The sequence below is a fragment of the Nostoc sp. genome, from assembly GCF_036917615.1.
Classification (GTDB): Bacteria; Cyanobacteriota; Cyanobacteriia; order Cyanobacteriales; family Nostocaceae; genus Nostoc.
The window spans coordinates 86,116-101,180 of the sequence record NZ_JBALCZ010000081.1 but is presented as its reverse complement, the minus strand read 5'-3'; the positions used below and the strand labels follow the sequence as shown (position 1 = coordinate 101,180).

The 15,065-nt window shown below is 44.1% G+C and carries 16 protein-coding genes; 8 read left to right on the top strand and 8 right to left on the bottom strand.

Annotated elements, in window-relative coordinates; all coding sequences use genetic code 11:
• Positions 1–49: 49 nt before the first annotated feature.
• Complete coding sequence (locus V7K85_RS29845; RefSeq protein ID WP_334819289.1) at positions 50–217, top strand: transposase; 168 nt, start codon at positions 50–52, stop codon at positions 215–217.
• 346 nt (positions 218–563) lie between these two features.
• Here V7K85_RS29845 and V7K85_RS29840 read toward each other — a convergent pair whose 3' ends face one another.
• From V7K85_RS29840 to pipX, 5 genes are all read right to left on the bottom strand, one after another.
• Positions 564–3,239 (bottom strand): DEAD/DEAH box helicase, encoded by a 2,676-nt coding sequence (locus V7K85_RS29840; RefSeq protein ID WP_334819287.1) that lies wholly within the window; start codon positions 3,237–3,239, stop codon positions 564–566.
• Between the two features lie 113 nt (positions 3,240–3,352).
• A complete protein-coding gene (gene proC / locus V7K85_RS29835; RefSeq protein ID WP_334819284.1) occupies positions 3,353–4,171 on the bottom strand; it encodes a pyrroline-5-carboxylate reductase in 819 nt (272 codons plus the stop codon).
• A 99-nt stretch (positions 4,172–4,270) separates the two neighbouring features.
• Positions 4,271–4,870, bottom strand: a complete 600-nt coding sequence (locus V7K85_RS29830) for a cell division protein SepF (RefSeq protein ID WP_334819281.1) — start codon at positions 4,868–4,870, stop codon at positions 4,271–4,273.
• A 384-nt stretch (positions 4,871–5,254) separates the two neighbouring features.
• Positions 5,255–5,923, bottom strand: a complete 669-nt coding sequence (locus V7K85_RS29825) for a YggS family pyridoxal phosphate-dependent enzyme (RefSeq protein ID WP_334819278.1) — start codon at positions 5,921–5,923, stop codon at positions 5,255–5,257.
• Positions 5,920–6,198 carry a transcriptional coactivator PipX gene (gene pipX / locus V7K85_RS29820; RefSeq protein WP_109010971.1) on the bottom strand — a complete coding sequence of 93 codons (279 nt, stop codon included), beginning with the start codon at positions 6,196–6,198 and terminating at the stop codon, positions 5,920–5,922. The genes V7K85_RS29825 and pipX overlap by 4 nt, the downstream gene beginning before the upstream one ends.
• A gap of 48 nt (positions 6,199–6,246) precedes the next feature.
• Here pipX and V7K85_RS29815 point away from each other — a divergent pair, with 48 nt between their 5' ends.
• Entirely contained in the window at positions 6,247–6,432 is a 186-nt protein-coding gene (locus tag V7K85_RS29815) for a hypothetical protein (protein ID WP_334819275.1), read from the top strand.
• A 258-nt stretch (positions 6,433–6,690) separates the two neighbouring features.
• Here V7K85_RS29815 and V7K85_RS29810 read toward each other — a convergent pair whose 3' ends face one another.
• The 3 genes from V7K85_RS29810 to der form a co-directional block, all read right to left on the bottom strand.
• Positions 6,691–8,247 (bottom strand): anthranilate synthase component I, encoded by a 1,557-nt coding sequence (locus tag V7K85_RS29810; protein WP_334819272.1) that lies wholly within the window; start codon positions 8,245–8,247, stop codon positions 6,691–6,693.
• Between the two features lie 123 nt (positions 8,248–8,370).
• The gene (locus V7K85_RS29805; protein ID WP_334819269.1) at positions 8,371–9,354 is read right to left on the bottom strand and encodes an energy-coupling factor transporter transmembrane component T family protein; all 984 of its coding nucleotides are present in this window, start codon (positions 9,352–9,354) and stop codon (positions 8,371–8,373) included.
• A gap of 78 nt (positions 9,355–9,432) precedes the next feature.
• Positions 9,433–10,803: a ribosome biogenesis GTPase Der gene (der, locus tag V7K85_RS29800; protein WP_334819266.1), complete on the bottom strand. Its 1,371-nt coding sequence runs from the start codon at positions 10,801–10,803 to the stop codon at positions 9,433–9,435.
• A 120-nt stretch (positions 10,804–10,923) separates the two neighbouring features.
• Here der and V7K85_RS29795 point away from each other — a divergent pair, with 120 nt between their 5' ends.
• The 6 genes from V7K85_RS29795 (at position 10,924) to V7K85_RS29770 (ending at position 15,061) form a co-directional block, all read left to right on the top strand.
• Positions 10,924–11,331 carry a tetratricopeptide repeat protein gene (locus V7K85_RS29795; RefSeq protein ID WP_334819263.1) on the top strand — a complete coding sequence of 136 codons (408 nt, stop codon included), beginning with the start codon at positions 10,924–10,926 and terminating at the stop codon, positions 11,329–11,331.
• Between the two features lie 181 nt (positions 11,332–11,512).
• Entirely contained in the window at positions 11,513–11,998 is a 486-nt protein-coding gene (locus V7K85_RS29790) for a COP23 domain-containing protein (RefSeq protein ID WP_334819260.1), read from the top strand.
• Between the two features lie 207 nt (positions 11,999–12,205).
• Positions 12,206–12,637 (top strand): hypothetical protein, encoded by a 432-nt coding sequence (locus tag V7K85_RS29785; RefSeq protein ID WP_334819257.1) that lies wholly within the window; start codon positions 12,206–12,208, stop codon positions 12,635–12,637.
• 62 nt (positions 12,638–12,699) lie between these two features.
• Complete coding sequence (locus tag V7K85_RS29780; protein ID WP_334819255.1) at positions 12,700–13,008, top strand: hypothetical protein; 309 nt, start codon at positions 12,700–12,702, stop codon at positions 13,006–13,008.
• A 129-nt stretch (positions 13,009–13,137) separates the two neighbouring features.
• Positions 13,138–13,329, top strand: a complete 192-nt coding sequence (locus V7K85_RS29775) for a hypothetical protein (protein ID WP_334819252.1) — start codon at positions 13,138–13,140, stop codon at positions 13,327–13,329.
• A gap of 196 nt (positions 13,330–13,525) precedes the next feature.
• A complete protein-coding gene (locus V7K85_RS29770; protein ID WP_334819249.1) occupies positions 13,526–15,061 on the top strand; it encodes a hypothetical protein in 1,536 nt (511 codons plus the stop codon).
• Positions 15,062–15,065: the final 4 nt, after the last annotated feature.

Below are 15,065 nucleotides of genomic sequence, written 5' to 3'. Positions count from 1 at the left end.
GAAATTAATAGGTAAGCCTTATAAAAGCTTTACACTTGCTAAATTATTGATGCAATCTAAGCCTCTATATCTGCCATATCTTCTACATATTTTTCAACCCCCCAATAGTCCAGAGCTTAATCCCATTGAGCGTTTATGGGAACACATTAAGTACGAATTGTCTTGGGAACATTGCATACACTTGGATCAATTAAGACACAAGCTCAAACAGGTCTGACTTTTCCCGTTAAGTCTTGAAAAGCTTGCTTACAAAAGATTTAGGGCAAGGTACAAGGTTGACAGTAAAATAAGTCAAGCGTGGTATTAGAGGCGACAAATCATGTTGGACTGGTGGGAGAAAAATTTTGCGACTTGTGAGTTGTTAGTTGGGCTTTAGAAGCGTTGGCGTTCGCAAAGCGTCTCGTAGAGAAGCCCGCCGTAGGCATCGCTCATCTTGGAGGCTATCTTGAACATCGACATAAAACTCCTATTGGTATCCAGGTACTGTGGAGGGGCTGGTTAAAATTGCATGACCTCTGTGAGGGTTAGCAGCTTGCTAAAGGGACTTAACGGGAAAAGTCAGTTTATTCAACCACCTCATTCACAGGGAATCTATCAATCAACTGCATCGCTCGATAGGCATTACGCTGGAAAGAGTCTGGTAAATGGGGAACGTGGGGTATTTGCGATAATAAATCCAACGTCCGCCGTAAAATTCTCACCACATCGCCTTCGTCCAAAGTGGTATTTTCGCAGAGTTCTGTCCACTCCATTCCCAGCGCCCATTGTTCCACGATCGCAATTAACTCAAACTCCAACCATATAGGCAGCGCTACGTTATACCGCCGTTGTAGTTGGAACATTTGGCGGCGAATTCCTTGCAATTTTTTCAAGGCTTCTGCCACTTCATTACTAAGTTCGTAGTTAACCTTGCTATCTGGACGGGGTGTTTCCATCACCAAAGCCGCTGCTGCTGCTGCTAAATGATGCGGATCTAAATTGCCCAATTCACCACTAGCGAATACTAAACCCAGCCACAATTCATTCTCACCTCGAATGGCAGCAGCGATTTGCCCTAATTGTGTGGGGACTAAGTTATCCAAACCGCCAAAGTGTTGCAAAATTGCGATTAAATTGAGAAACTCTTCCCAATGACGTTGTGACTGTTGCTCTACTTGCCCTTGCAACTGTTCGAGTTCGGCTTCTAGTTCCACATAGCGGGCCCGGCGCTTGAAAAGCGTTGCAGCATTGCCTGATTGATGTAGGGGATGAGCTTCTAGTTGCTCTTGGACGGCAGCAGTGCGACTGAGTTGTTCTGCTACTTCTGGTGCCAGATGCAAAGATTCTACCGGATTGGGAATACGTCCGGCGATCGCAAATGTTTCTTGGCTGCCACGGCGTGACTGTCCTGGTTTCAAAGGCATCTCTGGCGGTGGTAGTACATCAGGCGGCACCTCAACTCGCGGCAGTTCGGCATACAAATCAACTACATCCCCTGTTGTTGCCACATACCAGCGGTTATCGTGTCCCAAGCATACCAAGTAAGGAGCTTGACCAGAACCAGGCGATTTTCCCACTAACACTGCGGTTACGGGTGAAGACACTGTGATGTTTTTGCCTTTGAGACTTAACAGAGTTCCTGACACTGCAAAGCCCAACATCATCCCCAATTCTTCTTGTCTATCATCCTGCGCTTGCTCTTGCAGGGTTTTCAATATCTGGCGTTCCACTTTCAGGCGTTGCCGCAATTTTTCATAAACAGCCAGTTCATTTTCATCAACTGCGGCGATTTGCTCATGAAGTTGAGCTAATTGTGTTTGTAGTTCCCCAATCTCATCGTATTCTGGTCTTAAATGCAAGGTGGCCATGTACTGCCCAAAGCTACGCTCTATGAGTTCCCTAGTTTGCTCTAGGGTGTGGGTTTGCAGCAAATTGAGTACCATGCCATAACTGGGCGTAAACTGGCTGACTAGGGGGTCTGGCTTGGATGTTCCCAAATACGCGGCTTCTTTGGCTCCTTCAAAGGGAGTTTGGACTGTCACCACATGACCTTGTTTATCCATCCCCCGGCGGCCGGCTCGTCCCGCCATTTGCAGGAATTCGGAAGCGTTCAACAGGCGGTGTCCAGTGTCGGTACGCTTGGAAAGGGTGGAAATTACCGTTGTCCGGGCGGGCATATTAATTCCGGCTGCTAGTGTCTCAGTGGCGAATACTACTTTAATCAGCCCCTGCTGAAATAGTTCTTCTACCAGTACCTTCCAAGCAGGCAAAATTCCGGCGTGGTGGGCAGCAATTCCCCGGTACAGGGGTGCAATTTGTCCAGAACGTCCTGCTTCAGGATTGCGGGCTAAAAAGTCATCAATCTGTTCCCGTAAAATTTGGGACTCTTCACTATTTACCAGCCATAAATCTCCCACTTCTGCCACCGCTTTATCACATCCCCGGCGGCTGAAGATAAAGTAAATCGCTGGTAGCATATCCCGTTGCTCTAACTGGCTCAAGGTATAAATTATGCCAGGAGCCTCAGGCCTACCACTTCTCCCCTTTTCCCTTTCTCCCCCTCTCCCCTTCTTCTTCTGAAGGCGGGGGTTAATTTTGGTTTTGCTCTCATTCAGCAGGGGAAATAACCCTTTGGGATTGCAAAAGTGAAATTCTAAGGGGACTGGACGAAAATCGGAGTAAATCAGGTCAGTTGGGCCGTGAACGCGATTTAGCCAATCGGTGAGTTGATCACTATTGGCAACCGTTGCTGAAAGGGCTGCCAGTTGAACTTCACGGGGACAATAGATAATTGATTCTTCCCAAACTGTACCGCGCTGGCGATCGTTCATGTAGTGGCACTCATCAAGTATCACTGCTTCAACGTCTACTAATGAGATGCCGATTTGCCCAATCGGTGTGCCATAGAGCATATTTCGGAAGATTTCTGTGGTCATCACCAAAATCGGTGCATCCCTGTTAATCGAAGCATCTCCAGTTAACAGTCCGACTTGATCAAACCCGAATTTCTCTCGAAAGTCACGTAATTTTTGATTCGACAGCGCCTTCAGGGGAGTAGTGTAAAATACACGTTTTCCTCGCGCTAGGGCGCGATAAATGGCGTATTCCCCTACTAATGTTTTGCCCGAACCTGTGGGCGCACATACGACTACGGAGCGTCCGGCGTTTAGGGACGCGATCGCTTCTTTTTGAAACTGATCCAGTTCAAAGGGAAATATAGACCCTAAGTCAAGTTCTGGAGACGGCGCAGGATAATTCACTCAATCACATTGGCAACCAGATTGTTTACTATACTAACGAGTCTTTTGTCAACTTCGTCATTGGTCATTGGTCATTGGTCATTTGCAAAGGACTAATGACTAATGACTCTTATTTATTTTCCCAGTTCTTGCGATCGCTCTGTGGCAGCTTTTACTGCTTCAATTAAAGCTGAACGAAATCCTGCCTGTTCTAGCTTGGCAATCCCCGCAATCGTTGTACCGCCGGGACTGGTAACACGATCTTTGAGTTCTGCTGAGTGCATTTTGGTTTCATGCAACAGTTTCGCTGTTCCCAGGACAGTTTGCAAGGCTAGTTTATTGGCAATTGCTCTAGGTAAACCTGCGGCTACTCCGCCATCAGCAAGTGCTTCTAACAACAGCGCCACGTAAGCCGGGCCGCTACCAGATAGCCCTGTGACTGCATCCATTAGCGCTTCTGACACTTCCACTACTTCCCCCACAGCAGAAAAAACTTGCTGTGCTATTTCGTAGTGCTTGGGGCTGGTGTATGCACCTGAACAAATCGCGGTAATTCCCGCTCCTACAATTGCTGGTGTATTGGGCATTGCTCTAATTACTGGCAATTGCACAAATGCAGCTTCTAGCTGACTTAAAGGTACGCCCGCCAAGATGGAAATGATCAGCGGTGAGTGTTGTGTATTCAGAAGATCAATATGTGCTAATTCTTGAGCGATCGCGCTGAACACCTGCGGTTTCACTGCCAAAAAGACAACTTCTTTTGCCTGGGTGAAAACCTGGCTATTATCTGTCGTCACAGCAACATCGTATTGCTGTTTTAAAAAATCTAGGCGTGAAGGTAGCGGTTCGCTAACTATGACTTCTGATGATTGATAAATCCCACGCACGATAAGGCGGGATAAGAGCGCTTCTCCCATTACCCCACCACCAATTAAGCCAAATTTTATAGTCATTGATCATGAGTCATTAGTCGTTTGTCGTTTGTCATTTGTCACTATGATCAAAACCCAGGACAAATGACAAAGGACAAAGGACTAACAACTAATTTAACTTTATTGTGCCATCCGGTTAGTTTCGTTGCCCCAGGTTTGATTTGGAGAACCTGTAGGACGAGAGGGACGGGCTGGTGGTTGTGGTACTTCATGAAGAACGCCACCTTGGGTGCTAACTTGCACACAGCTTGGCGTAAACAAAAAGATGCTCTCGCCAATGCGCTCTTGATGTCCATCTAGTGCGTAAGTACCACCTGCAACAAAATCCACTGCTCGTTGAGCTTGATCTGGGTCCATGATTGTCAGATTTAATACCACTGATTTGCGTTCTCGCAACGCTTGAATTGCCTGGGGCATTTCTTCAAAGGTGCGTGGTTCGAGTACTAAAACTTCCGAAATTCCGTTAATTGCTCCTGGCATACCAATCACATTCCCCATTGGCTTTGAACCTGCTGCTATATCATCTTCCATTGTAGGCACTGGTTCCCGCCAGCGTCGATTTTGAGCGGTTGCGCTCTCTTGGGGTGCTGGTTGGGGATTTTCTTGCTGATACAGATTTTGATAATTATTATCTCTATCTGGTTCTTCTTCGTAATATTCGTATTCCACTTGCTCATTTAGACCCACAAAGTCTCTGAGTTTGGAAAATATATTGTTCATTGCGTGTGTACTCTCCTGGTGCGAATAGCCGGTATTGACTTGGCTTAAGATTGATTGAGCTAGGAGCGATGCCTATGGCGGTAAACTAAGCTACATCGGTGGATACTTGAGCAAGCCTATTGCTATTTGTAGCTTATACTACGGGTTTTGGCGATGAACTGACACTTGTTGGAAAGGTCTGTGCATCGCCTAAACAGAATAATGAGTAAAGATTATATCCTAAGGTTTGTCCGAAGGAAAGTTCTTTATACCCCATTTTCCCTTGGCGATTGCTCTTGTCAATACTATATCCTTTGTTTCTAATTGCACCAGTCTGTTACGAAATTGTTGTCATCAAATCCTGAGCTTTATTAATACTGAAGAGCAAGGTTGATGACTAGTAGGCTAAGAGCGATCGCCAAACAAAATGGTTCCTAATCGTACCATCGTTGCGCCTGCTTGCACTGCCAGTTCGTAGTCGCCTGACATACCCATAGATAGATGCTGCATTTTAATATGTGACCAGTTTTGCTCCTGGATTTCTTTTGCCAGTTCACGATTGAGTTTAAACACACTCAAAATTTCGGAATCATTTAATCCTGAAGGCGGAATTGTCATCAAACCTTGAATTTGTAAATTTTTGTATTGATTGAGTGTGGGTAAATCAGCCAACAGTTCTGGCACACTCCAACCAGACTTGTTGGGATCGGGGAGAATTTTCACTTGCAGGCAAACCTGGGGACTCACTCCTAGCTGTTGCGCCAATTGATCTAAGCGCTGTGCCAGCTTCAAGTTATCAACGGAGTGAATCCAAGGGAATAGCTCGATCGCTTTTTTGGCTTTATTGCTTTGCAAATGTCCAATAAAGTGCCAGGTAATATCCGGTAAGTCTTGCAACTCGGCTTGTTTGCTGGCAGCTTCTTGGATACGACTCTCCCCAAAATCACGAATTCCTGCGGCATAGGCAGACCGAATGGCCTGGGCAGAAACTTGCTTACTAACAGCAATCAATCGGACTGAAGTTGGCAGTGAGGAGCGAATGGAAACAATACGTTCGGAAATCGAACTGCTCATTGGAAGGTGCGTTGGAAAACACTCTGAAGCTGATCGTACTCCTGAGATTGTCCACTGCGACGCAGGGTACGTAAGCGATTTTCCAACATCATTCTAGCCTCAGTACGTCCTAGAGACTGGAATTTAACACCTTTAACGTCATTTGCTACCAAAAAAAATAAACGCTGGGCATAAAGTGTGGTAAACAAATCCTGGTTCTCATCAACCATACAGATTTTATAGAGTAAACCCCAAGTTGGATGGTTTATGTAAGTTTCTGCGTTTTCTGGATTCATTTCAGAGTCAAGGTGTAGTCAAGGTGGGAGTATATATATCTTTTCGCAGTGAATTCCAAACATTCAGACGATAATACCTTCCTTTCGCCAGAATATTTCTTTAAAATGCAAAACTGTGGTTATGAAGACCTTGATCTAGTTCTGAATGGGCAGATGAAGCTAGTAGTAGTGAGGCGAAATGGTACAACAGAAGCCGCGAAGCATAGATTTTACAGAGTAGAGGCTGGTCGATAAACATCACCATCTGCTTTGGTGACCCTAATTTCCCAATATGTCGAGACAAAGCACAAAACAGTCCTGATCCTCTTGTTGAAAGTTTGGCGTGGCCAGGAAAAACACCCTTTGAAGTTCCCAACGGCAACAGCGAACTTTTCAACTTCTTTCCATACTGCCACAACTGTCGCCCAATGGCGCAAAATAGCTAATTTAACACCAGAGTGGGGAGTGGGGAGGAGAAAGAAAACTATTCCCTATTACCTGTACCCTATACCCTTATTGAGGATTCAGCATTTTCAGTGCTGCCAGTTGTGCCTGAGCTTTGTGCAGAGATTCATACCATTCTCTCTCAGGATTGCTGTCTGCGACAATTCCTGCGCCAACTTGTCCCCAAACGATGTTGAGTGCTGAGTGCTGGGGGATGAGTCTTGAGTGGGGAGATGAGGGAGATGAGGAAGATGAAGAAAAATTTACTCCCCCTGCCTCCCCTACCTCCCCTGCTCCCCCTGCTTCTTGGGACACGGGAGCCATTAGCAGGGTGCGAATTAAGATATTCAAGTCTAAATGACCGCGCCAATCTAAATAGCCACAGGAACCGTAGAACAAGCTACGCCGCACGGGTTCTAATTCTTCAATAATTTCCATGCAACGGACTTTGGGACAACCTGTGATTGTGCCACCTGGGAACGTGGCGCGAATCAAATCAATGGTAGTGTATTCGCCTTTTAAAGTACCTTTGATGTTGCTGACAAGATGCATCACATGGCTATATCGCTCAATTGTCAGCAATTCGTCAACAGTAACCGTTCCCCATTCACAAACTCGCCCTAAATCATTGCGTTCCAAATCCACTAGCATGATGTGTTCTGCAAGTTCTTTGGTGTTGCTGAGTAAATCTTGTGCCAGTTGAATATCTTGTTCTAGTGTGACACCACGCGATCGCGTCCCAGCGATCGGTCTGGTTTCGGCTTGTTGATTTTGCAACATTACTAACCGTTCCGGCGAACAACTGATCACTTCCCCCCAAGGCGTCTGCCAATAGCTAGCAAAAGGAGAAGGATTGATTTTTTGCAAGGCTTGGTAAATTTCCCAGCCAGAAGCCGATGTAGACGCTTGAAATCGCAACGAAAGATTTGCCTGAAAGATGTCTCCAGCTTGAATATATTTTTTCGCCTGGTTTACAGCTGTTTCATAATCTGCCTGAGATGTTAAAAAATCAGGGAGGGAAGGCGAAAGGGGAGACAAGGAAGATGAGGGAGAAAGTAGAATTTTCTCCCCCTTCTCTTCTTGTCTGTTCTGCAACTTCTCCTGTAATTCATCGAGTCCACTTGCATCACTGGCGGCTAGCCAAAGAATTTGTTGCACGTGATCCAAAACGGCAAAACAATCTGGTTCGTACCAGAAAGCTATGGGAAATGGCAGGGGATCAATTTTATCACGGGGTAGCTGTTCAATTTCCCATGCGACATCGTAGCCTAGCCAACCCAACCAACCGCCGATGAAGGGGAGGTGGGAAGATGGGGAAGCAGGGGGAGTAAATTCCTTTTTGTCCCCCTCATCGCCCCTTATCCCTTGCTGTAACAACTTTTCTAGGAAGGGAAAAACCTTTCCTACTTCTGGTGTCCACATTTGTGGAATACCATCGACTATGCGAGGAGTACCTGCACAGATAGAATATCGGCTGAGTTGGGGATGGTAGATTGGCGTTGGGTAGGGACTTTCCAGTAGGGTAGCAATTCCCGGTGCGGCGGTGGGGCGAAAAAGAGCAGCAAAAACTTCCGAACCTGTGCGCTTTTCTAAGGGTAGCGATCGCCAATACCAAGCCTTGGTCATACTGTTTAAAAGCGTTGTCAATAGTTAGTTGACAGTTTCCAGCAGTGAGTACAAATAACTACGACTACTGACCACTGACAAAATGCAATTACCTATTACCTATTACCATTTCCCGGTGCAAAGTTAGACTTCAGTTCCGATCGCTAGCCGTATTCCCCAGAATAAGATTAAAGTTGCAATAGCAAGCCAGTCAAGCCTTTTTAATCGTAAGTCGTGCCACTGGACTCGATGCTCATTGGGACTGGTAAAACCCCGCACCATCATTGCATTCGCCATTTGATCGGCTCGTAAGAGCAGATTTTCTAATAGTCTTTCTGCGACTATCATCCAAACCTTGAATGCTCCTTTTAATCCCAGCTTTTTCCAATTAATTGCCCTTGTCATCACGGAGCGAAATAAGTTTTGCACTTCTTCTAAAACCAGGGGAATAAAGCGCAAGGACAAGGTTAAAGTTAAAGTAATTTCTGTGACAGGCAACTTGAAGCGTCGCAGGGGTTGCATTAAGCTTTCTATACCAGATGTGATTTCTTCTGGTGCGGTTGTCAGCAGATACAGGTTAGTGCTGTAAATCACGGTAAATATAAGTGTACTCAAGCGTACTGCTAAACTCAAGGAGTAGCGAGTCACTTTGACTGGCCCTTTATGAAATAGCACGTAGTATTTTTCATCAGGGCAAGTTTCTTCGACATTATTGGAGGTAGTTACTCGGGATTTTTTTTTATCACCTGCTTTATCTGAACCAGTATTATTGGGGGTAATTTCTTGGGATTTTTTTTCATCAGGTAGCACATTACAGCTAACTGGGAGGCGGGGCTGATAATCTACACCCAATCCATCAGGACTGACGGCTGCGATCGCTAAGACAAAAAATGATAGCATTAATAGCCAACCCATTTGCTGCCGCCATACTCGTCGGGGAATTCTAGCAATTAAGGTGGCAATAATCAACAATACCACCAGCAGCACACGCCAAAAGTTATTGGCCAAAACATAGCTTGTTAAAAAGCTCATTAACCAAGCGAACTTGACTCGCGGATCGATTTTATGCAGCCAAGTTTGGGGTTGTTCTAAATAAAGTCCAAGTGGCAGCGATCGCAATAAATCCATTTTAGAGTTAGGAGTTAAGAGTTAGAAGTTAGGAGTTAGGAGTTTTGACTTTAACTCATAACTCTCAACTTTTAACTCCTAACTTAATTTGACGCGAGTTGCTCTATTAACATTACCACTTTCGACATCACGGACTTTTTTACTCCGCCACAGTAGAATAATTGGCGTGCCTTTAAATCCTAGCTGTTGCCGAAATTGGCGTTCAATGTAGCGGCGGTAGTTGTCGTTGAAGCGTTTGGAATCATTGACAAAGAGGGCGATCGTTGGTGGTTGGCTACTTACTTGTGTACCATAATAAATTTTGCCCTGACGCCCACCACGAGATGCTGGCGGTGAATGCCAGCTCACAGCATCTGTTAAGACTTCGTTAATTACTGATGTGCTGACACGACGTTTGTGTGATTCAGCCGCCGTTTTTACCAATTCTAGAATCTTTTCTACCCGTTGTCCTGACAAGGCGCTAACAAAGATTGTTTCTGCCCATTCGGTAAAATGTAATCGTGATTGCAGAGTTTTTTCGTAGTCGTAGATTGTGTAAGAGTCTTTTTCGACAGCATCCCACTTATTAACGACGATGATGCAAGCTCGACCTTCCTCGATAATCCGCCCAGCTAATTTTTGGTCTTGCTCAGTGACTCCATCTACAGCATCTAGTACTAATAAAACCACGTCAGCGCGGCGAATCGCTTTGAAAGCACGGTTAATACTAAAGAATTCCGTGCCGTATTCTATGTGTTTCTTTTTGCGAATGCCGGCGGTGTCAATCAAGCGGTAGGTTTGTGCGTCTCGTTCAATGACGGTATCAATAGCATCGCGGGTGGTGCCGGAAATTGGGCTGACAATTGCCCTCTCTTCCCCGACAAAAGAATTAAGTAAGCTCGATTTACCCACATTCGGGCGTCCCACAATTGCTACTTTGATTTCATTAGTTTCTGGGATGTCTTCAATAGTAGGTATGTGATTAATTAACTCGTCGAGTAACTCTCCTGTCCCACTGCCATGAATTGCGGAAATGGCGTAAGGTTCGCCCAATCCCAATTCCCAAAATTCGGCAGCTTGGATTAAGCCTTGTTCTGGGGATTCACATTTATTTACAGTTAGTAGCACAGGTACGCGTTGTTGGCGCATCCATTCGGCGATTTCTAAATCTGCCGATGTGGGGCCTGTTTGACCATCTACTACAAAAATAGCGGCACACGCTTCTGCAAGCGCTGTCATTGCCTGTTGGCGAATCAGTGGTAAAAATTCGGTATCATCATTAAAAACTAAACCACCAGTATCAACCACTAAAAATTCGCGACCATTCCAGAAAGCTGGCATGTAAGTGCGATCGCGTGTCACTCCCGGTTCATCATGGACAATCGCCGTTTGTTCCCCGGCGAGTCGATTAACCAGGGTGGATTTGCCCACATTTGGGCGTCCGATAATTGCAACAATTGGCAGTGCCATAAAACCAGGATAAGTGAGAGACGTAGTATATCACGTACTTACATTTTACTCACTTTAAACTTGAAGTTTTAATAATTTCCCAAATCTTCACGGTTTGAATATCGTAACGGAGTTCAATCAATGGAACAAGGAAAATTGTCTCAGGCAATTGACCATCTTCAAGAAGCGACCAGACTTGATAAATCTTATGCTATGGCTTTTTTGGCTTTAGGTGATGCCTATCATAAGATCGGGGAAAAGGCAAAAGCTCTTGAACAATATAAGAAAGCTGATGATTTATTTCCACCACCTTCACCCTCAAAAGATAGTGAAGGTGGTGAAGATAGTGAAGATATAGATTTGGCTTACAAAATCGATACCGTGCTGCGACAGGCAGCTATTGATTATGAAGGAGGCAAGTATCAGGAAGCTCATAATCTGTTGAATAATAAGGAAGTATTTAGAACACAACCAGTTATACAAATTTTAAATCTCGCTTTTATTCAGGGATATCTTAATAATGGTAGCCAAATGAAAAAAAATTATTAAATGAAGCACTAAAAAATGTAAATACTGAAATAGTAGACGCAGAAAGAAATGAAAAGCTCCGAAAATATTTTGATTTTACAAGAGCAGCTTTTTAATTAGTCGCAATTGGCAAACAATACTATGGCTTAAGTTATCAAAATGATAACAAAGAAATGATCATGCTCGTGCATCATCTGTAAGGATGGATCTTTGCAAGATCAGCCCAGAAGACTGCCTTTCACGAACAGTTTCACCTAAGAAACCGCCCGCAACTAATCCAACACCTCAAAAGAAGAGTTCTATAGATCCAGTTACTCCAGATTCAACCTTCAGTTGTGATCCAAAAACTAGTAACTTAACACTACGCACAACTAACGGCAAACAGCACATCTTAATAAACTGGCAATCTATAGCTTTTACTCCTTCGGGTTACAATCCACAGATACGTTGTCAACAGGTGTCTGCAAGGTTACAAAAATTCCAAAAAGAAGGCAGATTAAATCCCAAAAATATCACTTCCAGCGTGAGAACCTACAAAATCCAAAAAGATGGAGGTTCGATACCATACTCCCTGAATATTTTATGTCTTGCAAAGTCATCAAGTGACGCAGCAGCAAAAATATGTGCAGAAGATGGACTAATTATTACCCTAGAACGCGGCGAAAAACCTGAACAAATACTTAAGTAATTTCGACAAGCATTAGTACAAAAGTTTACTGGGCAACCACTGCTTAAAGATGTTAAATCTAAAACTGAAACTGTGCCTGAACCTTAGTAAGATGTTCCACATTTAACTTGCATAACGCGGGTAGGCATATCGTCATCAGGTTAACTTAACCAGGGGCGATCGCACAGACTTCTAAACTATAAACTGTTAGTCAAAAATAGGTAAATTATGAAGAGACAACTTCGCTTGTCAGCAATTGTAACATCTCTTGTCTTTCCATTACTATCACTTCAATTAGTAAGTGCTAGCCAAATCAAAATTGAGGAACAGTATAAAAATTCTCAATTGGTTACAATCAATATTCCAAACTTCAAGCCAGAGGCACGGTGGGATAAGCGCGGAACCATTGATTTAATCATTCATCAAGCGATGCTCGCAGCACCAATAGATCAGATTCTCCGTGCAAATGAAGGTCGAATGAAAGACACAAAGTTTCAAAAGTTTGATGTCAGTAATATGCGTTTTTCATTAGTAGAAGAACGTTTGGATCAGTGTGGCAATAGACCAAACTGTATTCCTAGGATCATTCAGTTTCAAGTTGCTTTAGAGTCAACGGTCACTGGCAATTTCAATTCAGAGAAAAGCTTGCATGTACAATAAGATGCCATTATACTCCGTGGAGTTCAGTAAGCGGTACTTTCTCTCAACCCTTCTACTTTAAGGTGAATAACTCAAAATTAAATCTTCAGCCTGGTGGTATAACTATTCGAGGGGAGCGGTGGTATACAGAGTCTGCCAATACAATTGCTGGCTTATTTGATGTACATGGTAAAGTCCGACAAGATTTATCAAGTCAGGTTCAGAATATTAACGGAATGAACTTGCGCCAACTTCTAATTCAATATGGTAGTCAGGTTACAAACTATCAGCAACAAGATGTAATTGAGAGAATCAATATGAGTATTAGGAATATTAAAGCTAGAGTCTCAGGAAGCAATTTGATAATTTCAGTTGGAATACCAGTAGGATAATGGAACATTGGTAGTTTTTTGAATTTATAATTCGTTGTCACTAGTCACTGCTATCTAGCATTCACACTCTTCATAAAACTATAATTTTGTGCGATGACTCAGTTTTTTTACACACGTAGCAAATAAGCCATGAAAGCGCCAAAGGCTATTACTGACTGTATGAAACGCTTGATGTCCGAGCGCAAATTAGTTTGTACTCGTAGTGATTTTCCTGGGTGTAGCCAAATTCCTGATGAAGGATTTGCAGGTTGGCAGACGCAGGATATACGAACTGATGTGAGCGAGGAAACTGCTGCTCAGGCTTGTCGCAATGCTCAGTAGATAATTTGTGGATCATGAGAGCGTTCGCGCTTTCTATGACTCAATGATTTTGTGCGATTGCCTATGGTATTGGCAAAGCCAATCGCACTTTAATCATGCGATAACTTATATGAGTGCAATTGCTTTCGTTGGATGTTAAATTATCAATAGATTAAAATTTTAACTGTCAATAACATCCTCAGTTTTATTTATTACTATGAATATTAATCAGCCACTTCAGTACATCCTAAAACTGTGTCTGCTGACGACAATTCTGAACGGTCTAACTATCAATGTTGTCGCTGCCGAAGTACAAACTTTTGGTCAAGCTGGTAGACATGGAGTAGATGGTCGCTCTGGACGAAACGGCATCTCAGCATCTGACCAAAAAATCCACGCCAGCCAGCAACTACAAACAGTTGACCTCTTCGGTACAGATGGCGAAGCCGGAGAATCTGCTACCTCTGGTGAACACGCCTCTGGATGCCAACAGCCCAAAAAAGCAGCTAACGTATGCGGTGCAGAAGGTGGCAATGGCGGGAATGGTGGTGATGGGGGAAATGGTGGCAAAGGAGGAAATGTCACTCTTTACTTTGAGTCACTTTCTCAACTCAAGAATGTAGTTTTACGTAATGGAGGCGGGAGAGCCGGTTCTGGGGGAAATGGCGGACAGGCTGGTGATGGATGTAACTGCACTCAACCGCGCCGGACTGTGAACTATTGCACTTGGGCATTAATGGCGCAACCGCTGAATGTAGCTAACGCTACCTGGGCAGAAGTAGAACGGAAATTATTTCGCTGTTCTGGCGATGCGTTCTATGATGAAAAAGAAAATCGCCCCCAGCCCCAGCCTCCGGATGCGAATTACGGTTATGGCTGGAAATACATTGATCTGTCAGAACAGAAAACTTTTACTTGTGAAAATGGGCAGAGTGGTAAACAGGGACACAAAGGTGCAGATGGGCAAGCAGGCAGTTATGGTCAGCTTTCGTTAGTCCAGGGTGATGATATTCCCAAAGAACAAATCAGTTATAGCGATCGCATCAGCCTGTTAGCTGATAAAACCATTCCTCTCCTCAAAAACAACTGGTTGGAGAAGACAGGACTACGGAGTTTACTTGGTAATGGTTCTGATGTCCGGGATACTTACGACTTGTTACAAACCGTCCAAGGTGACTTTAAAGTGGCTTGGCAAGCCGCTAAACGCCCACAAGAGTTAGGAGATCCTGAGATGAAAGCTGTGATTACGGAATCGGGGCAACTGCAATTTGATATTCCAGGCACATTGGAATACAAACTCAGTAAATCACAAAACCAAACTGTGGTTGCTATCACTGGAGGTATTCACCCCGAACGCTTGGGACGCTTTAAGTTTAAGGGACTTGACCGCTTCCGCGATCCCCGCAACTTTACTCTTTTAGATGAAGGTACGCTTCTAAGCGAGTTAAAAGCGGTTAAATTCACAATTATTCTGTACCAAAACGACTCCAAAGTTAGTGAGATTTCTTATCCATTTGCTCCCCAACCACCCTATCCTGAAGGTTTATCAGTCTGGGGCAATCTTTATAAGGTCAATTTAGGCGATCGCTTCGATTCTTGGCTGCAAGCAGGGCAACCTATTCAGTATGAAATTCGGATTGAACAGACTACCCATTCTGGAGCAACCTATACCTCTGGAATGAAAATCAACTTAATTGTAGATAAAGTTACTCCCTCTCCTAATATTCAGTACTATTCACCCTCAGAAAGCTGAAAGT

Excerpts from the sequence above, each read along its gene's own strand:
- V7K85_RS29845 (WP_334819289.1), top strand. The coding sequence starts at position 50 with ATGCAATCTAAGCCTCTATATCTGCCATATCTTCTACATATTTTTCAA.
- proC (WP_334819284.1), bottom strand. The coding sequence starts at position 4,171 with ATGACTATAAAATTTGGCTTAATTGGTGGTGGGGTAATGGGAGAAGCG.
- V7K85_RS29830 (WP_334819281.1), bottom strand. The coding sequence starts at position 4,870 with ATGAACAATATATTTTCCAAACTCAGAGACTTTGTGGGTCTAAATGAG.
- V7K85_RS29825 (WP_334819278.1), bottom strand. The coding sequence starts at position 5,923 with ATGAGCAGTTCGATTTCCGAACGTATTGTTTCCATTCGCTCCTCACTG.
- pipX (WP_109010971.1), bottom strand. The coding sequence starts at position 6,198 with ATGAATCCAGAAAACGCAGAAACTTACATAAACCATCCAACTTGGGGT.
- V7K85_RS29810 (WP_334819272.1), bottom strand. The coding sequence starts at position 8,247 with ATGACCAAGGCTTGGTATTGGCGATCGCTACCCTTAGAAAAGCGCACA.
- V7K85_RS29805 (WP_334819269.1), bottom strand. The coding sequence starts at position 9,354 with ATGGATTTATTGCGATCGCTGCCACTTGGACTTTATTTAGAACAACCC.
- der (WP_334819266.1), bottom strand. The coding sequence starts at position 10,803 with ATGGCACTGCCAATTGTTGCAATTATCGGACGCCCAAATGTGGGCAAA.
- V7K85_RS29795 (WP_334819263.1), top strand. The coding sequence starts at position 10,924 with ATGGAACAAGGAAAATTGTCTCAGGCAATTGACCATCTTCAAGAAGCG.
- V7K85_RS29790 (WP_334819260.1), top strand. The coding sequence starts at position 11,513 with ATGGATCTTTGCAAGATCAGCCCAGAAGACTGCCTTTCACGAACAGTT.
- V7K85_RS29785 (WP_334819257.1), top strand. The coding sequence starts at position 12,206 with ATGAAGAGACAACTTCGCTTGTCAGCAATTGTAACATCTCTTGTCTTT.
- V7K85_RS29775 (WP_334819252.1), top strand. The coding sequence starts at position 13,138 with ATGAAAGCGCCAAAGGCTATTACTGACTGTATGAAACGCTTGATGTCC.
- V7K85_RS29770 (WP_334819249.1), top strand. The coding sequence starts at position 13,526 with ATGAATATTAATCAGCCACTTCAGTACATCCTAAAACTGTGTCTGCTG.